This is a genomic window from Streptomyces sp. NPDC058796 (genome assembly GCF_042745235.1).
In the GTDB taxonomy this organism is placed as follows: domain Bacteria; phylum Actinomycetota; class Actinomycetes; order Streptomycetales; family Streptomycetaceae; genus Streptomyces.
The window spans coordinates 339,191-360,403 of the sequence record NZ_JBHYOP010000004.1 but is presented as its reverse complement, the minus strand read 5'-3'; the positions used below and the strand labels follow the sequence as shown (position 1 = coordinate 360,403).

Annotated in this window: 22 protein-coding genes and 1 riboswitch; of the genes, 12 read left to right on the top strand and 10 right to left on the bottom strand. The window is 72.8% G+C overall.

The window, feature by feature from the left end:
- Positions 1–144: 144 nt before the first annotated feature.
- The gene (locus tag ACFW47_RS13490) at positions 145–1,548 is read right to left on the bottom strand and encodes a trehalose-6-phosphate synthase (protein ID WP_386305872.1); all 1,404 of its coding nucleotides are present in this window, start codon (positions 1,546–1,548) and stop codon (positions 145–147) included.
- Positions 1,549–1,692: 144 nt separating this feature from the next.
- Between ACFW47_RS13490 and ACFW47_RS13485 the strand changes: the two genes are divergently transcribed.
- On the top strand, positions 1,693–2,343 hold the full coding sequence (locus ACFW47_RS13485) for a hypothetical protein (RefSeq protein WP_386305871.1): 651 nt from the start codon (positions 1,693–1,695) through the stop codon (positions 2,341–2,343).
- A 10-nt stretch (positions 2,344–2,353) separates the two neighbouring features.
- On the opposite strand, the gene ACFW47_RS13480 is transcribed toward ACFW47_RS13485, so the two are convergent.
- Entirely contained in the window at positions 2,354–3,298 is a 945-nt protein-coding gene (locus ACFW47_RS13480) for a glucosyl-3-phosphoglycerate synthase (RefSeq protein ID WP_386280666.1), read from the bottom strand.
- A gap of 134 nt (positions 3,299–3,432) precedes the next feature.
- Positions 3,433–3,580: riboswitch (SAM riboswitch) on the top strand.
- Between the two features lie 18 nt (positions 3,581–3,598).
- Here ACFW47_RS13480 and thrC point away from each other — a divergent pair.
- From thrC to ACFW47_RS13450, 6 genes are all read left to right on the top strand, one after another.
- Positions 3,599–4,912, top strand: coding sequence for a threonine synthase (thrC, locus tag ACFW47_RS13475; RefSeq protein ID WP_386280668.1), 1,314 nt, complete (start codon positions 3,599–3,601; stop codon positions 4,910–4,912).
- Positions 4,909–5,184: a MoaD/ThiS family protein gene (locus ACFW47_RS13470; protein ID WP_062927577.1), complete on the top strand. Its 276-nt coding sequence runs from the start codon at positions 4,909–4,911 to the stop codon at positions 5,182–5,184. The genes thrC and ACFW47_RS13470 overlap by 4 nt, the downstream gene beginning before the upstream one ends.
- A 406-nt stretch (positions 5,185–5,590) precedes the next feature.
- Positions 5,591–5,794, top strand: coding sequence for a cold-shock protein (locus tag ACFW47_RS13465; protein ID WP_004929928.1), 204 nt, complete (start codon positions 5,591–5,593; stop codon positions 5,792–5,794).
- A gap of 332 nt (positions 5,795–6,126) precedes the next feature.
- Positions 6,127–7,752 (top strand): chaperonin GroEL, encoded by a 1,626-nt coding sequence (gene groL / locus ACFW47_RS13460; RefSeq protein ID WP_386280673.1) that lies wholly within the window; start codon positions 6,127–6,129, stop codon positions 7,750–7,752.
- 201 nt (positions 7,753–7,953) lie between these two features.
- The gene (locus ACFW47_RS13455; protein ID WP_386280675.1) at positions 7,954–9,084 is read left to right on the top strand and encodes an NADH:flavin oxidoreductase; all 1,131 of its coding nucleotides are present in this window, start codon (positions 7,954–7,956) and stop codon (positions 9,082–9,084) included.
- A gap of 97 nt (positions 9,085–9,181) precedes the next feature.
- Complete coding sequence (locus tag ACFW47_RS13450) at positions 9,182–10,708, top strand: carboxylesterase/lipase family protein (RefSeq protein ID WP_386280678.1); 1,527 nt, start codon at positions 9,182–9,184, stop codon at positions 10,706–10,708.
- Positions 10,709–11,407: 699 nt separating this feature from the next.
- Here ACFW47_RS13450 and ACFW47_RS13445 read toward each other — a convergent pair.
- The 6 genes from ACFW47_RS13445 to ACFW47_RS13420 form a co-directional block, all read right to left on the bottom strand.
- The gene (locus ACFW47_RS13445) at positions 11,408–11,539 is read right to left on the bottom strand and encodes a DUF397 domain-containing protein (protein ID WP_386305869.1); all 132 of its coding nucleotides are present in this window, start codon (positions 11,537–11,539) and stop codon (positions 11,408–11,410) included.
- Positions 11,540–11,764: 225 nt separating this feature from the next.
- On the bottom strand, positions 11,765–12,343 hold the full coding sequence (locus ACFW47_RS13440; RefSeq protein WP_386281248.1) for a TetR/AcrR family transcriptional regulator: 579 nt from the start codon (positions 12,341–12,343) through the stop codon (positions 11,765–11,767).
- An 85-nt stretch (positions 12,344–12,428) separates the two neighbouring features.
- The gene (locus tag ACFW47_RS13435; protein ID WP_386280683.1) at positions 12,429–13,001 is read right to left on the bottom strand and encodes a hypothetical protein; all 573 of its coding nucleotides are present in this window, start codon (positions 12,999–13,001) and stop codon (positions 12,429–12,431) included.
- Positions 12,949–14,427, bottom strand: a complete 1,479-nt coding sequence (locus ACFW47_RS13430; protein ID WP_386305867.1) for a PTS transporter subunit EIIC — start codon at positions 14,425–14,427, stop codon at positions 12,949–12,951. Before ACFW47_RS13430 ends, ACFW47_RS13435 begins: the two co-directional genes overlap by 53 nt.
- A 15-nt stretch (positions 14,428–14,442) precedes the next feature.
- On the bottom strand, positions 14,443–15,378 hold the full coding sequence (gene murQ, locus ACFW47_RS13425; RefSeq protein WP_386305866.1) for an N-acetylmuramic acid 6-phosphate etherase: 936 nt from the start codon (positions 15,376–15,378) through the stop codon (positions 14,443–14,445).
- A gap of 113 nt (positions 15,379–15,491) precedes the next feature.
- Positions 15,492–16,406: a MurR/RpiR family transcriptional regulator gene (locus ACFW47_RS13420; RefSeq protein ID WP_386280689.1), complete on the bottom strand. Its 915-nt coding sequence runs from the start codon at positions 16,404–16,406 to the stop codon at positions 15,492–15,494.
- Positions 16,407–16,461: 55 nt separating this feature from the next.
- On the opposite strand from ACFW47_RS13420, the gene ACFW47_RS13415 reads away from it, so the two are divergent.
- On the top strand, positions 16,462–16,845 hold the full coding sequence (locus ACFW47_RS13415; protein WP_386280691.1) for a hypothetical protein: 384 nt from the start codon (positions 16,462–16,464) through the stop codon (positions 16,843–16,845).
- A gap of 10 nt (positions 16,846–16,855) precedes the next feature.
- Positions 16,856–17,146: a DUF4031 domain-containing protein gene (locus ACFW47_RS13410; RefSeq protein ID WP_386280693.1), complete on the top strand. Its 291-nt coding sequence runs from the start codon at positions 16,856–16,858 to the stop codon at positions 17,144–17,146.
- On the opposite strand, the gene ACFW47_RS13405 is transcribed toward ACFW47_RS13410, so the two are convergent.
- Together ACFW47_RS13405 and ACFW47_RS13400 are read right to left on the bottom strand one after the other, a co-directional pair.
- The gene (locus ACFW47_RS13405) at positions 17,128–18,210 is read right to left on the bottom strand and encodes a GNAT family N-acetyltransferase (protein ID WP_386280695.1); all 1,083 of its coding nucleotides are present in this window, start codon (positions 18,208–18,210) and stop codon (positions 17,128–17,130) included. The two genes, ACFW47_RS13410 and ACFW47_RS13405, sit on opposite strands and share 19 nt — an antisense overlap.
- 10 nt (positions 18,211–18,220) lie before the next feature.
- The gene (locus ACFW47_RS13400) at positions 18,221–18,883 is read right to left on the bottom strand and encodes a hypothetical protein (RefSeq protein WP_386280697.1); all 663 of its coding nucleotides are present in this window, start codon (positions 18,881–18,883) and stop codon (positions 18,221–18,223) included.
- 116 nt (positions 18,884–18,999) lie between these two features.
- Here ACFW47_RS13400 and ACFW47_RS13395 point away from each other — a divergent pair, with 116 nt between their 5' ends.
- The 3 genes from ACFW47_RS13395 (at position 19,000) to ACFW47_RS13385 (ending at position 21,188) form a co-directional block, all read left to right on the top strand.
- Complete coding sequence (locus ACFW47_RS13395) at positions 19,000–19,662, top strand: TetR/AcrR family transcriptional regulator (RefSeq protein ID WP_386280699.1); 663 nt, start codon at positions 19,000–19,002, stop codon at positions 19,660–19,662.
- Between the two features lie 32 nt (positions 19,663–19,694).
- Positions 19,695–20,387, top strand: coding sequence for a maleylpyruvate isomerase family mycothiol-dependent enzyme (locus ACFW47_RS13390; RefSeq protein ID WP_386280701.1), 693 nt, complete (start codon positions 19,695–19,697; stop codon positions 20,385–20,387).
- A 111-nt stretch (positions 20,388–20,498) separates the two neighbouring features.
- On the top strand, positions 20,499–21,188 hold the full coding sequence (locus ACFW47_RS13385) for a copper homeostasis protein CutC (protein ID WP_386280704.1): 690 nt from the start codon (positions 20,499–20,501) through the stop codon (positions 21,186–21,188).
- The last annotated feature ends 25 nt before the right edge of the window (positions 21,189–21,213 follow it).

Here is a 21,213-nt window from a genome sequence, read left to right as displayed (position 1 = left end):
CCGCGGGCAGTCGTGCCTCCCCCAGCGCCTGAACGGCCTGGGGGTGCCCCCCATGGGCGGCACGGGTGGGCGGTGGGCGAGGCACCCCGCCGGCGCCGGGCCGCGCGACCCATCCCCGCCCGGCCCACGCCGGTCAGCCGGCAATCAGGACCTCAACGCCTCCAACTGCTCCAAGAACCACCGCCCCGGCGGCAGCGCCGTCCCCGCCGCGGCCAGCCGCTTCGACCGCTCCGCCCGCTCCCCGGCCGGCAGGCCCAACGCCTCGTGCAACGCCTCCGCCGTCCCCGACACGTCGTACGGATTCACGACGACCGCGTCCTCACCCAGCTCCTCGTACGCCCCCGCCTCCCGCGACAGCACCAGCGCACACCCCTCGTCGGAGACGACCGGCACCTCCTTGGCGACGAGGTTCATCCCGTCCCGGACGGGATTGACCAGCGCCACGTCCGCCAGCCGGTACGCCGCCAGGGACCGTGCGAAGTCGTCCTTGACGTGCAGCACGACCGGCGTCCACCCGGCCGTTCCGAACTCCTCGTTGATCGACTCGGCCACCCGCCGCACCTCGGCGGTGTAGTCCCGGTACACGGCGAGGTCCTGCCGCGACGGGTACGCGAACGCCACGTGCACGACCCGCTCGCGCCACTCCGGCCGACCCGTCAGCAGCTCCCGGTAGGCCAGCAGCCCCCGCACGATGTTCTTGGACAGCTCCGTCCGGTCCACCCGCACGATCGTGCGGCGCGTCCCGCCGTCGGGAGCCGTGCCGATCTCCTCCCGCAGCGCGGCCATCCGCTCCTCCACGTCGGCCCGGTGCGCCCGCTCCCGCAGGAAGTCCGCGTCCGCGCCCAGCCCGTGCACACCGATCCGCGTGTCACCGAGGCCGCCCACCAGCGCGTCGCAGCACGCGGTGAACGCGTCCGCCCAGCGCCGGGTGAGGAACCCGAGCCGGTCCGCGCCCAGCATCCCCCGCAGCACCTGCCCGGCGATGTCGTCCGGCAGCAGCCGGAAATAGTCGACCGGCGCCCACGGCGTGTGCGAGAAGTGGCCGATGCGCAGGTCGGGCCGCAGTTCCCGCAGCATCCCCGGGACCAGCGTCAGGTGGTAGTCCTGCACGATCGCGACCGCGCCCTCGGCGGCCTCCTCGGCCAGCGCCTCGGCGAAGGCCCGGTTGTACCTCTCGTAGGAGGCCCACTTCAGCCGGAACTCCGCGTCGAAGACCGGCTCCAGCGGCGTCTGGTACAGCATGTGGTGCACGAACCACAGCACCGAGTTCGCGATCCCGTTGTACGCGTCCGCGTGCACGTCGGCCGGCACGTCCAGCATCCGCACGCCGTCCTCGCCGACCCCGCGCCGGACCGCCTCGCGGTCGCCGTCGCTCAGCGCGGAGCACACCCACAGCGCCCCCGCGTCCGGCCCGATGGCCGACAGCCCGGAGACCAGCCCGCCCCCGCCCCGTTTGGCGTCGAGCGAACCGTCCTCCCGTACCTCGTAAGAGACGGGCCCCCGATTGGAGGCGACCAGCACCTGAGCAGTACCGAAGCTTGCAGCCATAAGCCTCAACGTAGCCCGGCCCCGAAAACCTCAAACGTGCCCGGGGACCACTTCGGCGGCGATTCGGTCACGCCACTTGTGTGGAAGATGTGAACAGGCCGAGGATGTGCGGTGCACATTTCAACTTCTCGGGGGGTGGGCACCATGGCCGTACGCACACGTACACGCAGACTCGCGGCCACCGCGGCACTGGTCGCGGCCTCCGCGCTGGCGCTGGCCGGCTGCGGCGACGGAAGCGCCGGTACGCAGGCGGACGAGCGGCCCGCGACCGCCACCGCCGCGCAGAGCCCCGGCCCCACCCCCGAGGCACCCGACAGCGCCGAGCCCTCCACGCCCGCCGTCACGCTGGGGGACCACACCGGCCGGGACGTCGGAGGGGCCGTGCTCGCGGCCAAGGCGGCCCACATCGACTACACCGTCCACCTGCAGGGGACAGGGCGGCAGGCCTCCACCTGGGATCTGGACGAGGAGGTCTGCGAGCAGACCGACGGCCCCGACGGCGTGACGTTCACCGTCCCCCGCGACGGCCGGGACTGCGCCGGACGCCTGCTGGACCCGCCGGAGCCGACCCCGGCCCCCGAATCGACCGAGCCGCAGGACACCGGCACCGGCGGCAGCGGAGGAGGCACCGGCGCCTGCGAGCTGACCAGCCCCGCGGGCAACTGCTACGCCGACGGCCAGTTCTGCGCGAAGAAGCACCGCGGCCTGAGCACCCACGGCCGCGGCGGCGAGTACCTGACCTGCGAGCCGGACTCGGGCGGCACCTGGCGCTGGTCGGACGGCGTCACCGGCTGAGGCCCCTCCCTCACGCCACCCGCCGGGCCGCGTACTCCGCGATCTCCGTCATCGGGGGCCGCTCCTCCGTGTCCACGGAGTACGTGCGCGGCTCGAAACCCTCGGCGCCCCGCTCGAACTGGGTGAGGGCGGGCCGGACCAGATGGCCGCGGGCCAGCCGGAGCTGGGCGGTGCGGTAGATCGCGGCGGCCATGCGGCCCAGCGCCTGGCCGTCCTGGTGCCGGTGCCTGCGGACCCCGACGTCGACCTGCGCGAGGGCATCGAGGCCCACCAGGTGCAGGGCGTCGACCAGCATCCCCAGCTCGACGCCGTAGCCGACGGGGAAGGGCAGCTGTTCGAGCAGGGAGCGGCGGGCCGCGTACTCGCCGCCGAGCGGCTGGACGAAGCCCGCCAGCCGCGGCCAGTGCATGTTGAGCAGCGGGCGGGCCATCAGTTCCGTGACCCGGCCGCCCTGGCCGGGCGCCGCGCCGAGCGGGCGGTCGTACATGGCCTTGACGAGGTGCACGTCCGGGTCGGTGAGCAGCGGGCCCACGATGCCGGAGACGAAGTCGGCGCGGAACTCGCGCAGGTCGGCGTCGACGAAGCAGACGATGTCGCCGCCGGTGACCAGCAGCGAGCGCCACAGCACCTCGCCCTTGCCGGGCACCGCCGGGATGCGCGGCAGGATCGCGTCCCGGTGCACGACCCGCGCGCCCGCCGCCGCGGCCACCTCCGACGTGCGGTCCCGCGACCCGGAGTCCACCACCACCAGCTCGTCGACGAGCGGCACCCGCTCCATCAGCTCCCGGCGGATCACCGAGACGATGCCGCCGACGGTCGCCTCCTCGTCGAGGGCGGGCAGCACCACGCTGACCGACTGCCCGCCGGCGTGCTTGGCGGCCAGGAGCCGCTGGAGCGGCCGGTCCGTCACGGACCAGGAGCGTGCGTCCAGCCAGCGCTCGACTTCTTCCAGCACGGTCGGTGGCTCCCTCTGTGATCCATCTCGCGGTTCGGACGACTATCTCAACCGTCATGGCCGTCGGTTACAGTCTTGAACAACGCGGGCGACCATCGCATGCCGGGGTCGCCGCGTGACCAACAACTGAACACCGCTCATCCAGAGGGGCAGAGGGATACGGCCCGATGAAGCCCCGGCAACCCTCCAGTCGGTTCTTGTCACACGGACGTGGCGAGGCTCCCGGCTAGGGAAGGTGCCAAATCCGTCTCACGGCGAGATGCGTCGTGAGGAAGATGAGGAGAAAGGGCCTCGCCTCACATGGCTGTGCAGACTGTCGCAAGCAACACCGACACCTCCGCTTCCACCCCCTCCGCCGCCTCCCCGGCCGACCTCGGCCCCGCCGCGGCGCTCTCCTGCCGCGAGTGCGGTCACCGCGTGCCGCTCGGCCCGCTCTTCGCCTGCGAGGAGTGTTTCGGCCCGCTGGAGATCGCCTACGACTTCTCGGCGTACGACACCGAGGAGCTGCGGGGACGCATCGAGGCGGGCCCCGCGAACATCTGGCGCTACGCGCCGCTGCTGCCCGTCCCCGCCGACGTGGCGACCAAGCCGAACATCAACCCGGGCTGGACCAAGCTGGTCAAGGCCGACAACCTCGCCCGCGAGCTGGGCGTCGAAGCCGGCAAGCTGTTCGTCAAGGACGACTCCGGCAACCCGACGCACTCCTTCAAGGACCGCGTCGTCGCCCAGGCCCTGGAGGCCGCCCGCGCCTTCGGCTTCACCACCCTCTCCTGCTCCTCCACCGGCAACCTGGCCGGCGCCGTCGGCGCCGCCGCCGCCCGCGCCGGCTTCCGGTCCTGCGTGTTCATCCCGCACGACCTGGAGCAGGGCAAGGTCGTCATGGCCGCCGTCTACGGCGGTGAGCTGGTCGGCATCGAGGGCAACTACGACGACGTCAACCGCTTCTGCTCCGAACTGATCGGCGACCCGGCCGGCGAGGGCTGGGGCTTCGTCAACGTCAACCTGCGGCCGTACTACGCGGAGGGCTCGAAGACCCTCGCGTACGAGATCTGCGAGCAGCTCGGCTGGAAGCTGCCCGACCAGATCGTCGTCCCGATCGCCTCCGGTTCCCAGCTCACGAAGATCGACAAGGGGCTGCAGGAGCTGATCAAGCTCGGGCTGGTCGAGGACAAGCCGTACAAGATCTTCGGCGCCCAGGCCGAGGGCTGCTCGCCGGTGTCCACCGCGTACAAGGCCGGGCACGACGTCGTACGCCCGCAGAAGCCGGACACCATCGCCAAGTCGCTGGCCATCGGCAACCCGGCGGACGGGCCGTACGTCCTCGACATCGCGCGCCGCACGGGGGGCGCGGTGGAGGACGTGACCGACGAGCAGGTCGTCGACGCGATCAAGCTGCTCGCCCGCACGGAGGGCATCTTCGCGGAGACCGCCGGCGGTGTGACGGTGGGCGTGACCAGGAAGCTGGTCGAGGACGGCGTGCTGGACCCGTCGCTGACCACGGTCGTCCTCAACACCGGCGACGGCCTCAAGACCCTCGACGCGGTGGCCGGCACCGGCCTCACCGCCACCATCCGACCGAACCTCGACTCCTTCCGAGAGGCTGGCCTCGCATGAGCGTGACCGTTCGTATCCCGACCATCCTGCGTACCTACACCGGCGGCCAGGCCGAGGTCGCCGCCGACGGCGCGAACCTCGGGGAGGTCATCGCCGACCTGGAGAAGAACCACACCGGCATCGCCGCCCGCGTCCTGGACGACCAGGGCAAGCTGCGCCGCTTCGTCAACGTGTACGTCAACGACGATGACGTGCGCTTCGAGCAGGGCCTGGAGACCGCCACGCCGGACGGTGCGGGCGTCTCCATCATCCCGGCGGTCGCCGGCGGCTGACACGCCTCGTAGTGCCCGTTGCCCCCTCCGTGAGAGAAGCGGAGGGGGCAATTCCATGTGATTGAGCGCGGTAGAGTTGGGGAACGCGCTCCCGATCGAAAGATCCGGAGCCCCGAATTCCTGCTTTGCGCCCGACAAGATGCAGCCAAAATGCAGGCGTATTTCGCGGCTTTTGTTCTCTTTGTGACACCCGACTTGACCCGAATTCAGGCGAAAGCTCGCCATATTCCGGACCGGGTGCGTCCAGATTTCTCGTCCGATTGACCTGTTGCAGACGGCAGTTGGACAGATACATTCAGCCGCGGTCGACGCGTTCCGGCGCACGCCCCCAGTCGTGGGGGGTGAGGTCTGACCCGGGTCCGCGAAGTGCGGATCTGTGCAAGGGCCAGTAATAGGGGAGTTAGGCATGGCTCAGGGCACCGTCAAGTGGTTCAACGCGGAGAAGGGGTACGGCTTCATCGCGGTCGACGGTGGTGCGGATGTTTTCGTCCACTACAGCGCGATTCAGATGGACGGCTACCGCACCCTCGAAGAAGGCCAGCGGGTCGAGTTCGAGATCTCGCAGGGTCAGAAGGGCCCGCAGGCCGACATGGTTCGCCTCAGCGCCTGAGACGTTCGGCCACCGCAAGTAAACGGTTCTTCTCCGAAGGGTCCGCACCTCACCCGGGGTGCGGGCCCTTCGGTCTGCCCGGACGTCGGCGGCCCGACCGTGTTCGCGGGTGGCTGAGCGCGGGCGCGGATCCTCGGTAGGCGCTTGCACTCGATGGGGGCGAGTGCTAATCATTGGCGTTAGCACTCTGAAGGTGAGAGTGACAACGAAGGACCGGGTCGGTGAGGCCCGCGGGCCGGGTGGGGAAGGAACCACGAGGCCGGCGAGCCGTCCGTCGCGGGCGCGGGCGCGGTCCGAAGGAATCACCCCCAGTCCTGGAGGGACCACTTCACATGGCCAAGATCATCGCGTTCGACGAGGAGGCGCGGCGCGGCCTCGAGCGCGGCATGAACCAGCTCGCGGACGCCGTCAAGGTGACGCTCGGCCCCAAGGGCCGCAACGTCGTCCTCGAGAAGAAGTGGGGCGCGCCCACGATCACCAACGACGGCGTCTCCATCGCCAAGGAGATCGAGCTCGAGGACCCGTACGAGAAGATCGGCGCCGAGCTGGTCAAGGAAGTCGCCAAGAAGACGGACGACGTCGCCGGTGACGGTACGACCACCGCGACCGTTCTCGCCCAGGCCCTCGTCAAGGAAGGCCTGCGCAACGTCGCGGCCGGCGCCAACCCGATGGCCCTGAAGCGCGGTATCGAGAAGGCCGTCGAGGCCGTCTCCGCCGCCCTGCTGGAGCAGGCGAAGGACGTCGAGACCAAGGAGCAGATCGCCTCCACGGCCTCCATCTCCGCCGCCGACACCCAGATCGGCGAGCTCATCGCCGAGGCCATGGACAAGGTCGGCAAGGAAGGCGTCATCACCGTCGAGGAGTCCCAGACCTTCGGTCTGGAGCTGGAGCTCACCGAGGGTATGCGCTTCGACAAGGGCTACATCTCGGCGTACTTCGCCACCGACATGGAGCGTATGGAGGCGTCGCTCGACGACCCGTACATCCTGATCGCCAACTCCAAGATCGGCAACGTCAAGGACCTGCTGCCGCTCCTGGAGAAGGTCATGCAGTCGGGCAAGCCGCTGCTGATCATCGCCGAGGACGTCGAGGGCGAGGCCCTGTCGACCCTGGTCGTCAACAAGATCCGCGGCACCTTCAAGTCCGTCGCCGTCAAGGCCCCGGGCTTCGGTGACCGCCGCAAGGCCATGCTCGGCGACATCGCCATCCTCACGGGCGGCGAGGTCATCTCCGAGGAGGTCGGCCTCAAGCTGGAGAACGCGTCCCTGGACCTCCTGGGCCGCGCCCGCAAGGTCGTCATCACCAAGGACGAGACCACCATCGTCGACGGCGCCGGCTCGACCGACCAGGTCAACGGCCGCGTCAACCAGATCCGCGCCGAGATCGAGAACAGCGACTCGGACTACGACCGCGAGAAGCTCCAGGAGCGCCTGGCGAAGCTGGCCGGCGGCGTGGCCGTCATCAAGGCCGGTGCCGCCACCGAGGTCGAGCTCAAGGAGCGCAAGCACCGCATCGAGGACGCCGTTCGCAACGCGAAGGCGGCCGTCGAGGAGGGCATCGTCGCCGGTGGTGGCGTGGCCCTGCTCCAGGCCTCCCAGGTCTTCGAGAAGCTGGAGCTGACGGGTGACGAGGCGACCGGCGCCAACGCCGTGAAGCTCGCCCTGGAGGCCCCGCTGAAGCAGATCGCCGTCAACGGTGGTCTCGAGGGCGGCGTCGTCGTGGAGAAGGTCCGCAACCTGACCGTCGGCCACGGCCTGAACGCCGCGTCCGGCGAGTACGTCGACATGATCGCCGAGGGCATCATCGACCCGGCGAAGGTGACCCGTTCCGCGCTGCAGAACGCCGCCTCCATCGCCGCGCTGTTCCTCACCACCGAGGCCGTCATCGCCGACAAGCCGGAGAAGGCCGCCGCGGCCGGTGCTCCGGGCGGCATGCCGGGCGGTGACATGGACTTCTGATCGACCGGTTCCGGTTGATCGACCGTCCAGTACGGACCGAGGGCGGCACTCCCGACAGGGGGTGCCGCCCTCGGGCGTTCGGCACCGTGACCTGCGTCACTGATGCCGGGCGGCCGGAATGCGCGCGGCGGGCGGCCCCGTTGTCACCGGCAGGTTCATGCGTATGCACATACCGACCGGTACCTCCAGAGGAGCCCCCACGTGACCGTCACCGCCGCCGACGCCGCCTCACGCGCCGCCCAGATCCTCGCCCGCCCGGCCACCATCAACGGCCTGACCGTGCCCAACCGCATCGCGATGGCCCCGATGACCCGGATGTTCTCACCGGGCGGCGTCCCCGGCGAGGACGTGGTCTCGTACTACGCCCGCCGCGCCGCCGCCGGTGTCGGTCTGATCGTCACCGAGGGCACCTACGTCGGCCACGACTCCGCCGGGCTCAGCGACCGCGTGCCGCGCTTCCACGGCGACGAGCAGCTGGCCGGCTGGGCGAAGGTCGCCGAGGCGGTGCACGCGGCGGGCGGCACGATCGTGCCGCAGCTGTGGCACATCGGCATGGTCCGCAAGCAGGGCGACCAGCCCTTCCCCGACGCCCCCGCCGTCGGCCCCTCCGGCCTGCGCATCGGCGAGGACGAGGCCACCGGCAAGGCGATGACCCAGCGCGACCTGGACGACGTCATCGGCGCCTTCGCCGACGCGGCCGCCGACGCCGAACGCATCGGCTTCGACGGCGTGGAACTCCACGGCGCCCACGGCTACCTCATCGACCAGTTCCTGTGGGCGGGCACCAACCGCCGCACCGACGCCTACGGCGGCGACCCGGTCTCCCGCACCCGCTTCGCCGCCGAGATCGTGGCCGCCGTGCGCGAGAAGGTCTCCCCCGAATTCCCGGTCATCTTCCGCTACTCGCAGTGGAAGCAGGAGGCCTACGACGCCCGCCTCGCCGAGACCCCCGAGGAGCTGGAGGCGATCCTCGCCCCCCTCGCCTCGGCCGGCGTCGACGCCTTCCACGCCTCCACGCGCCGCTACTGGCAGCCCGAGTTCGACGACTCCGACCTCAACCTCGCCGGCTGGACCAAGAAGCTCACCGGCAAGACCGCCATCACCGTCGGCTCGGTGGGCCTGGAGGGCGAGTTCCTGGGGTCCTTCCAGGGCGAGGGCGCCGCGCTGGGCAGCCTCGACAACCTCCTGGACCGCATGGAGCGCGACGAGTTCGACGTGGTCGCCATCGGCCGCGCGCTGCTCCAGGACCCGCAGTGGGCCCAGAAGGTGCTGTCCGGCCGCTTCGGCGAACTGTCCCCCTTCGACGCGGCGTCGCTGAAGACCCTCAGCTGACCCGGCCCGCTCCGGCGGCGCACCGCGGCGTAAAGTCCGTGGGATCACCAACTACTGCCGTACGTACCGTCAGCGGCGTCCAGTGAGGGAGTGATCCATGACGAACCCCGAGGTCCCGGAGCCGGTGGTGCGCACCGCCACCGGTGCGGTGCGCGGCCGGGTGGAGGACGGCCTGACCGTCTTCCGCGGCATCCCGTTCGCCGAGCCGCCCGTGGGCGGGGCCCGGTTCGCCGCCCCGCGACCGGCCCGCCCCTGGGACGGCGTCCGCGAGGCCCACGCCTTCGGCCCGCCGCCCCCGCAGGACACCGGGCTCGCGGGCCCGCCCGCCGCCCTCCCCCAGGGCGACGACTGGCTGACGGTCAACGTCTGGACCCCCGCCCCCGACCCGGCCGCCCGCCGCCCGGTGATGGTGTGGATCTACGGCGGCGCCTACCGCCTCGGCCACTCCGGCAGTCCCGGCTACGACGCCCGCCGCATCGCCGAGGACGGCGACCTCGTCGTCGTCACCCTCAACTACCGCGTCGGCATGGAGGGCTTCGCCCGCATCGAGGGCGCCCCCGCCAATCGGGGCCTGCTCGACCAGGTGGCCGCGCTGGAGTGGGTACGGGAGAACATCACCGCGTTCGGCGGCGACCCCGGCCAGGTCACGGTCTTCGGCGAGTCGGCGGGCGCCGGTTCCGTGGCCTCGCTCCTGGCCATGCCGCGTGCCGTGGGCCTCTTCCACCGGGCCGTCGCCCAGAGCGTGCCGGGCACCTTCTTCTCGGACGAACTCGCCCGCGACATCGGCACCGTCCTCGCCGCCGAACTGGGCCTGCGCCCCACCGTCGCCGACCTGGCCGCCGTGGAACCGGCCCAGCTGGTCAAGGCGGGCCAGACCCTCACCCCGAGGATGTCCCAGTACCTCGACCGCTGGGGCCAGGCCGCGCCCACCTCCACCCCGTACTCCCCGGTTGTCGACGGCGACGTCCTCCCGGTCACCCCGTGGCAGGCGCTGGCGGCCGGCGCGTCCCGTGACGTCGACCTGGTCGTCGGCCACAACCGCGACGAGAACCGCCTGTTCACCGCCATGGCGGGCAAGCTGGGCTCGATCGGTGAGGAGCGCGCGGGCAAGGCGCTGCGGCTGTACGCGCCGGGCGGTGAGGAGGCCTACCGCGCGGCGTACCCCGACTGGTCCGCGAACGACCTCTACGAACGCGTCCAGACCGACTGGCTGTTCGCCATGCCGTCCCTGCACCTGGCCGAGGCCCACCTCGCGGGCGGCGGCCGCTCCCACGTCTACGAGCTGACCTGGCCGGCCCCCGGCAGCGGCGGTGCCCTCGGCGCGTGCCACGCCCTGGACATACCCCTGCTCTTCGGCACCTTCGGGGCCGACCTCGGCCTGCTTCTCTTCGAGGGCGCGGAACCGTCGGCGGAGGCGCAGGCGCTGTCCTCCCGGTTCCGGTCCTCCTGGGCGTCCTTCGCCCGCACCGGCGACCCCGGCTGGCCGGCGTACGACACGCAGCGGCGCCTGGTCCAGGTCCTGGACGCGGAGCCGGCCGTCGCGCCGTACCCGGAGGAGGCGTCGCGGCGACTGTGGGAGGGGTACGAGTTCGCTGCGTTGCCTCTGCTGGTGCCGGGGGCGTGAGCAAGTGGCCGTGGGGCCGCCCGCTTCTTGGTCAGTGTCGTGCTTCCGCGAGCCGAGTAAAGGGCGCTCCCTGCGGTCGCGTCGCCTTCGGCGATGACCCTTCGGGTCACCCTTGACTCGGCTCGCTCCAGCACGGGTGAGAAGCGTGCGGGCGGCCGGAGGAAGGCGGGTGGCCGGCGTATGTCGGTCCCTTCCGTCGGCTGCGTACGCGCCGGGCGTGCGGGGGCGCGTCCGCGTCTCGCCGGCACGCCGCGTGGGTTTAGCGGCGACCGGCGGGTGGGTGGTGAGGAGGAATGGGGAGTGGATTGAGGGCGGGGAGGCTGGGGTCGGGGGTGGTCTGGGAAATGGATGACACTTCGGGGTGAAGTGTCATCCGTTTTTGGAGGGTGGTCCGGGGGGTGGTTCTGTGGTGCCCGCTCGGGTTGGCCGCTGGGACGGTGTGGCGTGCGGCTACGGCGCTGGGGCGGCGCATGTGACCGGTACCGCCCACCGGGGGTGAGCCGCTGAGCCGAGGCGGCGTGCTGGCGAGGCGCTGGTGCGTTCCGCCGTCGCCGGGTGGGTACGCAGGGGGCGGTTGATCGTGAACCCGGCTCGGCCACCCGTGTTTCCGGGCCGCTCGCTCGCTTCTGACCCGTGGTGGAGCGAGCCGAGTCAAGGGTCGGCCGCAGGCCGATCGCCGAAGGCGACGCGCAGCGCCCTTTACTCGGGTCGCGGAGGCACGACACTGGCAAGGAAGCGGGCGGCCCCGACGGTGCGTACGAACTCCGTCCAGGCCGCCGACCCCACGACGACCACCGGCCCGGCAGCCGCCTTGCTGTCCCGGACCGGCACGACGCCGGGGACTCCGTCGGCGACCTCTGCACAGTTGCCACCGCTGCCCCGCTGTAGCTGGACTTGTGCCAGTCCAGACGGCGGCAGCACCTGAATGACGATCCGGTTTCTGTGGCGCACGGCGGCCGTGACGTACGGCTGCGGCCGGTAGGTGGCGCCGCGCAGCCCGGGGAGCTGATGCGGGCCCGGCTGCACAGGGCCAATCAGGGCAGCGTGCGGGGCCAGTCAGTCCGGCGCCACGATGCGTTCGACGGCGGCGGCCACCAACGCGTCCCGTTCCTCCTGGGAGAAGACGTCCGGCAGCGTGAGCTGTTCGACGATCAGCCAGTTCAGAGCGAGATAGAGGAGCTTGACGGCCGTCGCGTCGCCGGGGAGGCCGGACGCCTCGTGGTAGGAGACGTTGGCGGCGACGTCGGCGCGAATGCGTTCGGTGAGGACGGCGCGCAGGCCGGGGCGGCGGGTGGCCTCCAGGCGGAGTTCCAGCAGGGCGAGGTAGCCGGTGCGGAACGAGGCGATGCGGTCGACGAGTTCGCGCATCAGGGCGACGTAGGTGTCACGGTCGCGGCCTGCCGTGCGCTGGCGGGTGATGGTGGCCTCGTCGGGGTGGAGCCGTTCGTAGACGCGGGCGCCGGCCTGGGTGAGCAGGTCGTCGCGGTTGGCGAAGTAGTTGGACGTGGTGCCGGCGGGCACGGCGGCCGCGGTGTCCACCGCCCGGAAGGTCAGGCCCCGGGCGCCTTCCGCCGCCAGCACTTCGATGGCCGCGTCGACGAGGGCGGCGCGGCGCTGGTCGTTCCGTCTCACCATGGTCATCACTCCGGGTGCGGTACTGATCAGACTCAAACCACTCTGGGTACAGTACTACGTGCGGAGTAGTGTGGGGTCGCGCTGCTCAGAGGCCGCCCATCGGTTCGATGTCCACCCGTACCGGCGTCCCCCACACCCGCAGCACCTCGTAGTCCGTGAACTCGTGGACCAGCCGGTACGCCATCGCCGCCCGGGGCGCGCGCAGTTGGGCCGCGATGTACAGCTCGGCCTCGCGGCGGTCGCGGCGCGGGGTGCCGCACAGCTGCCACGCCTGGCCGTTCCACAGCTCGGGCAGCCAGCGCTGCTGCGGCTGCGGCCGGTCGCCCCGGACGCCGTAGCGGGTCTGGACCGGCTCGGTGATGGGCCGGGCGGGGAGCGGGCCGCCGTTGTACTCGGCGCGGCGGGCGGAGCGGCGGCGGGTCTCGCACAGGAGGCACAGGTCGGGGGCGGCCTTGTCGACCGGGCCGTTCGGATGCTCGGGGCAGCGGGTGCTGGGGGCCGCCGTCTCGACACTCTCCTCCAGCAGGTCCAGCGCCCGCTTCAGGTCCGCGCGGACCTCGTGCAGCTTGGCGTCCGGGGTGTCGGTGCCCAGGGCCTCGCCGTGCTCACCGAGGAGACGCAGGGCGCGGCCCAGGGCGGTCAGCTGGGCGTGGTTCATGTTTCTCAGGGTCGCACACGGGGCGGACCGCGCCGTCGGGAAGACCGAAGAAGAACGTGGCCAGGAAGCCGGCCGCGTATCCGGTGAGCAGCCCGCCGCCGTACACCCCCGCCGTCACCGCCCAGCCTCCGCCACCCGCGAGGAGCGGGAACAGTGCCCAGCCGGACGGGCCGATCGCCGCCGCCCCCACGTCCGTGCCGAGCATCGCGAACAGTCCGACGAAGGCGCCGCCCGCCGCGCCGCCGACGCAGGCGGTGAGGAAGGGGCGGCCGAGGGGGAGGGAGACGCCGTAGATCAGGGGTTCGCCGACGCCGAGGAGACCGGCCGGGAGCGCCGATCTGATCGTCGTACGGAGGGAGGTGTCGTGGCGCAGGCGGACGTAGACCGCCGCCGCCGCGCCGACCTGGCCCGCGCCCGCCATGGCCAGGATGGGGAGCAGGACGGTGTGGCCCTGCTGCTCGATGAGGGTGGTGTGAATGGGGATGAGGGCCTGGTGGAGGCCCAGCATCACCAGGGGGAGGAAGAGGCCGCCGAGGACCAGGCCGGCCAGGGCGCCCGTGGTCGTCAGGAGCCAGTTCGCGGCCGTGCCGATGGCCGTGGCGGCCTCGCCGGCCGCGTACATGAGGGCGTAGAGGGTGACCAGGCCGGGGACCAGGACGGTGAGGGCGGGGGTGAGCAGGACGTCCAGGGTGCCGGGAAGGCGGGCGCGGCACCACTTCTCGACGCGGGTGGCGAGCAGGGCGGCCGCCAGTGCGCCGAGGACGCCGCCCTGGCCGGGGGCGAGGGCCACCCCGAACGCCGTCACCTTCGTCACGCCCGGGTACACGACGACGGCGGCCACCGCGCCGCCCAGCACGGGCGTGCCGCCGAACTCCTTCGCCGTGTTGTGGCCGACGAACACCGCGATCAGCGCCATGAAGGCGGCCGAGAGGGCGGTCAGGGCGGGGGTGAGGCCGGGGAGCCAGCGCAGATTCGTCAGCAGGCCCGCGAGGCCGGCGACGATGCCGCAGCCGATGAGGGCGGGGATGAGGGGGACGAAGATGTTCGCGACGCGGCGCAGGGCCGTCTTGAGCGGGGTCGCGTTGCGGGCCTTCTGCCGCGCCCTCAGCTCGGCGCCGCGCCGGGCGAGGGCGTCCGCCGTGCCGGGCGGCGCGTGGTGCGCCTGGGCGTCCGCCGCCAGCAGGGCCTCGAAGGCCTCCGTCACCCGGCCGACGATTCCCGGACCCAGCACCACCTGGTACGACTCGCCGTCCTCCACCACCCCGAGCACCCCGGGCAGCGCCCGCAGCGCCTCGTCGTCCACCCGGGAGCGGTCGGCCAGGCCCAGGCGCAGGCGGGTCACGCAGTGGGCGACCGAGGTGACGTTGGCGGGGCCGCCGACCAGGGGGAGGAGGGCGGCGGCCGTGGAGTGGGGATCCTTGATCACTCCCCGAGCGTGCGGTCAGCCTCTCGTCGCCGCCAGCGCGGCACGCAGGTGGCCGCCGGAGTCCTCCAGAAGGCGGGCGGCCGTCGGGCCGTCCACATCGGCCAGCAGGGTCAGGATCGCGTGCTTGACCTCGCCGCCGGTCGCGGTCAGGGCCCGCTCGATCTCGTCGTCGGCGGCGCCCGTGGCGAGGGCGACGATGCGGCGGGAGCGGGCGCGCAGCTTCTCGTTGGAGGCGCGGACGTCGACCATCAGGTTCCCGTACGTCTTGCCGAGGCGGATCATCGTGATCGTCGACAGCATGTTGAGGACCAGCTTCTGCGCCGTACCGGCCTTCAGCCGGGTCGAGCCGGTGATCAGCTCGGGACCGGTGACGACCTCGATGCCGTGCTCGGCGGCGGCGGCCAGGGCGCTGCCGCCGTTGCAGGCCAGCCCGACGGTCAGGGCCCCCTGCGCGCGGGCGTGCTCGACGGCGCCGACGGCGTAGGGCGTGCGGCCGGACGCGGAGACGCCGACCACCGAGTCGTCGGCGGTGAGGCCGAGGGCGTCGAGGTCGGCGCGGGCCAGTTCGGCGGAGTCCTCGGCGCCCTCGACGGAGGTCACCATGGCCTCCGGGCCGCCCGCGATCAGGCCGACGACCTGCCCGGCGGCCGTGTTGAAGGTGGGCGGGCACTCAGAGGCGTCCAGCACCCCGAGCCGGCCGGCGGTACCGGCGCCCGCGTAGATCAGCCGCCCGCCGCGCGTCATCCGGGCGGCGATCGCGTCCACGGCGGCGGCGATCTCGGGCAGCCGTTCGGCGACGGCGGCGGGCACGGCGGCGTCCTCGCCGTTCATCACGCGGGCGATGTCCAGGGTGGGCAACCGGTCGATCTCGGCCAGCTCGGGCCGGAAGGCCTCGGTGGTGAGGCTCGCCAGCTGAGAACGGAGGTCAGGCTGATGGGGGGTGGCAGTCATGGGTGCGGCTCTTTCGGTTCGATCTCGATGCTGGGCAGTGCGGCGTCCCAAGGGGCGCGGGGGACTGCGCGACCAGCCCCGACGGACCCGCGGTCGCGCACGGCGATCACCCCCTACGGTCTCCCCCGCGCCCCATGCCGATGCGCCAACGCCTCGTAAGACGCCGCCAGCGCCGGCGCAGCCGCCTCGTACGTCCGCTGCGCCACCCCCACGAACAGACAGTCCACCACCAGCAACTGACTCGTCCGCGACGACATCGCCGCCGGCCGCAGCTCGCTCTCCCGGGACGTCGACGTGGTCAGCACGTGGTCGGCGTACTGCGTGACGGGGCTGTCCGGCCGCCCGGTGACGGCGACGGTCGTCGCGCCACGCTCGAAGGCGACCCGCAGCGGCTCGATCACGTCCCCGGTCGAACCGGAGTGCGTGATCGCGATGGCGACGTCCCCGGCCCGCAACTGCACCGCGTTGGTGACGGCGAGGTGCGGATCGCCGGGCGCGTGGGCTATCAGCCCTATGCGCAGCAGCTTCTGCGTGAGGTCCTGGGCGACCAGCCCGGAAGCGCCGATGCCGTACACGTCGGTGCGGCGGGCGGCGGCGAGCGCGGTGACGGCCGCGCCGAGCTGGACGGTGTCCAGGCCGGCCGCCGTGTCGGCGAGGGTCTGCTGCTCGTCGTAGGCGAGCTTGGCCACGACGTCGGCGATCGGGTCGTCGACCGCGATGTCGGTGGTGATGGCGGGCGCGCGGCCGGACTGCTGCTGGGCGGCGAGACCGGCGAGGGCGAGGCGCAGGTCCCGGTAGCCGGGGTAGCCGAGCAGCCGGGCGGTGCGTACGACCGTCGCCTCGCTGGTGCCGGTGAGCTCGGCGAGTCCCGTGACCGTGAGGGCCGCGCAGCCCGCCGGGTCGCCCGCGACGGCCTCGGCGACCCGCTGCATGGACCGGGTCATCGACGGTGCCAGCGTGCGCACCTTGGCCGCCAGTGCGCCGGGAGCGGGAGGAGAGGCGAAAGTTTCCTTCACGTCATCGGTCACTTGTGAAAGATATTTTCGTTTCGGTCCGTGGGTCAAGAGTGCGCACAATGGGTGCATGGACCCCATCAGCCCCCTGGAGCAGGCGCTGCACGCCGCGCGCGCCTTGGTGCTCGCCGACCTGGTGGCGGGCCAGGTCGCCGAGCCGGACGTCGTGTCGCTGGTGGAGGAGTCCGTCGCACAGCGCCGTTGGTGGGTCGAACAGTGGCCCGAGGGCGCCGAGTTCGTGGCCGGGCTGGTCGCGCAGGACGTGCAGGACGCCCTGCTGGAGCGGTACGGACGGTGGCCGCTGTGCCCGGTGTGCGGCTCGGGCGACCCGCACGCGCTGGACGTCGAACCGGAGCTGGGCCCCGACCCGCACTGGGTGTGCGGCAAGGCGGGCGTGAAGGTCGCGGCGGTCGGCTCGCTGGGTGCGGCCGGCGGCGGCCCGCTGCCCTCCTGAGGACGCCGCGGTGACCGTCTACATCGATCCGCCGACCTGGCCGGGCCACGGCCGCATGTGGTCGCACCTGGTCAGCGACGTCTCCTACGCCGAACTGCACGCGTTCGCCGAGCGGCTGGGCGTCCCGCGCCGCGCCTTCGAACGCGACCACTACGACATCCCCGCCCAGCGGTACGCCGACGCGGTGTCCGCCGGTGCGCGGGAGGTCAGCAGCCGCGAGGTGGTGCGGCTGCTGCACGGGGCGGGACTGCGCCGGCGCAAGGGCGCCGGCGAGGGTGCCGGTCAGCCGCGCAGTTCGTAGGCGTGCTGTCCGGTGTCCGCCCCGGCGCCGGCGACCGCGACCCGGCGGAAACCGGCGCGGGCGATCACGGCCTGCGAGGCGGTGTTGTCCGGCTCGGTCGTCGCGAACACGGACGTCACCTCGTCCCGGGCCAGCGCCCACGTCGAGAGCACGCGCAGGGCCTCGGTGGCGTAGCCGTGACCGCGGGCGGCTTCGGCGAGGTCGTAGCCGACCTCCACCCGGCCGTCCTCGTCCGGCGGCCCGTGGAAGCCCATGCCGCCGACGGCGAGGCCGTCCTCGCGGCGCACCAGCGTGAAGACACCCCACTCAGGGCGGTGCACCCCCGCCTCGTACGCCTTCAACAGCAACCCGGCGCCGACCCTCGTGCCTTCGTAGGGGCCGCCCTCGACCCACGCGAAGCCACCGTCGCCGCCCGCGGCCAGGTCGGCGGCCGCGGCGGGGGTGACGCCCTGGAGGGTGAGGCGGTCTGCGTCGATCACCAGGTTGTTGCGCCAGCGCCACTCGGTGACCGCCGGGCGTCCGGGCAGGTCGCCGCGGCCGGTGGCCCACAGCAGGGTGCGCCAGGGGTCGGTGCCGGGACGGACGTGCGGGAAGATCCGGGCGAGGACGTCCGCGCAGAGCCGGGCGGGCGGGGCGTAGGCGAGCCCCAGGCCCTCGGCGATGTCGTGCGTGTGGAGCAGTACCTCGGTGATCCCCATCGCGGCGAAGCCCTCGCGGTTCGCGCTGCGGAAGGGGTACGGGTGGAAGGCGCGGACCTCGCGCGGGGTGGTGCGGAGGGTGGCGGCGAGCAGGGCGCCGCTCGTCTCGACGACGTGCAGGACGTCTTCGGTGCCGGTGCCGTCGTCGAGGGTGATGTCGAAGGGGACCCACGCCTGCGTGGCGCGTCCGGCGAGCTGGCCCGCGTAGGCGATGAGGACGCCCGCGATGTGCTCGGCCGTCTGCCGGCAGTCCCAGTCCGTCCGGCCGGCCCGCACCGCCGTCCAGTCCCGGTCCGTCGCCGTCCGCAGCGGCGCCACGGCGCCCGCGACGGCCTCTTCCACCTGTTCCCCGCCCAAGGTCAGCATGCGGGGCAGGCTACGGGGCCGCCTCCCCGCCGGGCGACAGCATTTCCAGCTCGCCGGTGAGGTTGTAGCGGGCGGTCGCCTCCCACTCGCGGCGGCCGTGCGGGGTGTGGAAGAGAGAGGGCAGGTCGAGGAGCTGGCGCAGGATCGCGGCGCGGCCCGCGCGGAAGGCGTCGTCCGGGACGAAGTGGTACTCCTGCCGTACGGCCGCCGTGTACGCGGCGTACGCCGACGGGGGCGAGGCGAGGACCGCCAGGTCGGCGTCGCACAGCACCTGCCCGTCGCGGTCGTCCTCGGCCGGGGCGTGGGTGACGGTGAGGCGGACCAGCCGGGCCACCTCGGCGGTCTTCCGGGCCGGGACGCCGGCCTCGGGCAGGGCGCGCTCGGCGAGCCGGGCCGAGCGTTCCTCGTTGGTGGACCGGTCGGGTAGGTAGACCGCGTCGTGGAACCAGGCGGCCAGCCGCACCACGGCCGGGTCGTCGGCGTACTTTTCCAGTGCGTCGATGTGGTCGAGGACCGCCGTGAGGTGCGCGAGCGTGTGGTAGCGCCGCTGCGGCTCCTGCCAGCGGGCGAGCAGGTTGTCGGCGTACCGGTAGGGATCGGGGTGGCAGGCGCCGTCGCGTGCCGGGAGAAGGGCGTGCAGCCAGCGGGAGCGCAGGGCGTCGAGGTCGGCCATGGGCTCATTGTCGCAACGGGGAGGCGAGCGACCGCGGTGATAGCCTCTAACTGAATCTTGACTCCGTAGTCGAGGTGGCCGAGGCAGCCGGGCAGGGACGGAGAGGGCGGCGGACCATGACGCGGGCGCGCACCGAGACACCGCGTGAGCGCTACCGTGCCCAGGTGCGCGCCGAGATCAAGGAGCACGCGCGGGAGCAGATCGCCGCGGCCGGTGCCTCCGCGCTCTCCCTCAACGCGATCGCCAAGCGGATGGGGATGAGCGGGCCCGCGCTCTACCGCTACTTCGCCGGCCGCGACGAGCTGATCACCGAACTCGTCACGGACGCCTACCGGAGCCTCGCCGACACCTTCCGCCAGGCCGCCGCCTCCGGCGCCGACCTGGCCGGGCTGGCGCACGCCATGCGCGCGTGGGCGCTCGCCGACCCCCAGCGGTACTTCCTGGTCTTCGGCACCCCCGTGCCGGGCTACCACGCGCCCGCCGACGTCACCCGGATCGCCTCCGAGACCATGGCCGTGATCCTCGACGCCTGCGCCGCGTTGCCGTACGACGGGGACGGGGGCGGCGAGGGGGCGACGGCGTTCGACGCGCACCTCGAAGGCCACCGGCAGTGGACGGACGGGCATCCGGCTCCGCCCGCGGCCCTGCACCGGGCGCTGTCCTTCTGGACCCGGCTGCACGGCGTGCTGTCCCTGGAGCTGGCCGGTCACTTCACCGGCATGTCCTTCGACCCGGCGCTCCTGTTCGCGGCCGAACTGGACGACCTGACGGCACGCTGACCGCGGGCCGGTCGCGCCCCTAACGTGGAGTCATGACGACTCCTGCTGACGTGCACGACGTACGCGACCCCGAGCGCCCCGGGCGGCTGCTGGCCATCGAGCGGGACGAACTGGTCCCGCTGCTGCGGTCCCGGACGGACGGTGACTTCGCGCTGCCGGTGGCCGCGTGTCCCGGCTGGACCGTGCGGGACGTGCTGGCGCACTGCTCCTCCGCGCTGATGCGGGCGGTGGAGAAGCGCTTCGAGGACGGCGTCTTCTCGCCCGAGTCCAACGACCGCGACATCGCCGAACGCGCCGACTGGCCCAACGCCCGGGTCATCGACGAGCTGGAACGCGGCATGACCGAGGCCGGTCCGGTGATCGGCCGCGCGGGCGGCGCCCTGGACCTGCTGGCTCTCGGCGAGTGGGTGCACGCGGGTGACGTACGGGTGGCCCTCGGCGAGCCGGGGGCGTACGCGGGGCGCGGGCTGACCGAGGCGCTGGCGCTGCTGGGCACGCTCACCCGCGACCGCGGCCACGTGCCGCTGCACGCCGACCTCGACGACGTCGACGAGCCGCTGAAGCTGGGCGGCGTGAGCGGTGAGCGGCCGCCGGGACGGTTCATCGGGGACGCGCCGACGCTGGTGCGGCTGTACGCGGGCCGGGCGGTCGAGGACGGCAACGGCTACGAGCTGGCCGGGGTGGAGGCGGAGGAGCTGAACCTGTTCCGGCGGCTGGACGGCTGAGCCGCTGACCGGCCGGGCGGCGCCGGGCGGCGGCGTGGGGGAGCCCTGGCCCGTCTGCGGGGCGTAGTCTGGATTGGACTAGACCTGTAGCAGGCCGACGAATGGGGTCCCATGAGCAAGCGTGCAGTCCTGGAGGTGATCGCCCTCGACGTCGAGGACGCGGTCGCCGCCCAGGCCGGAGGCGCGGATCGCCTCGAACTGGTCACCGACATAGCGGCCGACGGGCTCACCCCGTCGGCCGGGACCGTCGCCGCGATCCGCGCCGCCGTCGACATCGACCTGCGGGTGATGCTGCGGCTGGCGGACGGCTTCGCGGCCGGGGACGTCGAGCGGCTGGTCGGGGTCGCCGGGCGGATGCGGGAGGCCGGGGCGACGGAGTTCGTGCTCGGGTTCCTCGACGCGGACGGTGACGTCGATCTCCCGGCGGTGGAGCGGGTCGCCGCCGTGCTGGAGGGATGCCGGTGGACCTTCCACCGCGCGATCGACCGCGCCGCGAACCGGGACGCCCTGCGCAAGCAGCTCGCGGACTTCCCCGGGCTGGACACGTACCTGACGGCCGGTGCGGCCGGCGGGGTGGACGACGGGCTGACCGTGCTGCTGGCGGAGGCGCGGCGGCGGGGGGAACCGGGGTACGAGCAGCAGCTCCTGGTGGGCGGCGGGCTGCGGCTGGAGCACGTGCCGGGGCTGCTGGACGCGGGGATCGACGGCTTCCACATCGGCGGGGCAGCGCGGCCCTCCGGGTGGGGCGGGCCGGTTTCCGCGGAGGCGGTCGGGGAGTGGCGGCGGGCGCTGGGGGGCTGAGCGGTGGGTTAGTCGGTGCGGGTGC

Coding starts and splice junctions, on each gene's coding strand:
- ACFW47_RS13470 (WP_062927577.1), top strand. CDS start 4,909: ATGAGCGTGACCGTTCGTATCCCGACCATCCTGCGTACCTACACCGGC.
- ACFW47_RS13440 (WP_386281248.1), bottom strand. CDS start 12,343: ATGGTGAGACGGAACGACCAGCGCCGCGCCGCCCTCGTCGACGCGGCC.
- ACFW47_RS13435 (WP_386280683.1), bottom strand. CDS start 13,001: ATGAACCACGCCCAGCTGACCGCCCTGGGCCGCGCCCTGCGTCTCCTC.
- ACFW47_RS13485 (WP_386305871.1), top strand. CDS start 1,693: ATGGCCGTACGCACACGTACACGCAGACTCGCGGCCACCGCGGCACTG.
- murQ (WP_386305866.1), bottom strand. CDS start 15,378: ATGACTGCCACCCCCCATCAGCCTGACCTCCGTTCTCAGCTGGCGAGC.
- groL (WP_386280673.1), top strand. CDS start 6,127: ATGGCCAAGATCATCGCGTTCGACGAGGAGGCGCGGCGCGGCCTCGAG.
- ACFW47_RS13465 (WP_004929928.1), top strand. CDS start 5,591: ATGGCTCAGGGCACCGTCAAGTGGTTCAACGCGGAGAAGGGGTACGGC.
- ACFW47_RS13490 (WP_386305872.1), bottom strand. CDS start 1,548: ATGGCTGCAAGCTTCGGTACTGCTCAGGTGCTGGTCGCCTCCAATCGG.
- ACFW47_RS13390 (WP_386280701.1), top strand. CDS start 19,695: ATGACGACTCCTGCTGACGTGCACGACGTACGCGACCCCGAGCGCCCC.
- ACFW47_RS13385 (WP_386280704.1), top strand. CDS start 20,499: ATGAGCAAGCGTGCAGTCCTGGAGGTGATCGCCCTCGACGTCGAGGAC.
- ACFW47_RS13400 (WP_386280697.1), bottom strand. CDS start 18,883: ATGGCCGACCTCGACGCCCTGCGCTCCCGCTGGCTGCACGCCCTTCTC.
- thrC (WP_386280668.1), top strand. CDS start 3,599: ATGGCTGTGCAGACTGTCGCAAGCAACACCGACACCTCCGCTTCCACC.
- ACFW47_RS13405 (WP_386280695.1), bottom strand. CDS start 18,210: ATGCTGACCTTGGGCGGGGAACAGGTGGAAGAGGCCGTCGCGGGCGCC.
- ACFW47_RS13395 (WP_386280699.1), top strand. CDS start 19,000: ATGACGCGGGCGCGCACCGAGACACCGCGTGAGCGCTACCGTGCCCAG.
- ACFW47_RS13450 (WP_386280678.1), top strand. CDS start 9,182: ATGACGAACCCCGAGGTCCCGGAGCCGGTGGTGCGCACCGCCACCGGT.
- ACFW47_RS13415 (WP_386280691.1), top strand. CDS start 16,462: ATGGACCCCATCAGCCCCCTGGAGCAGGCGCTGCACGCCGCGCGCGCC.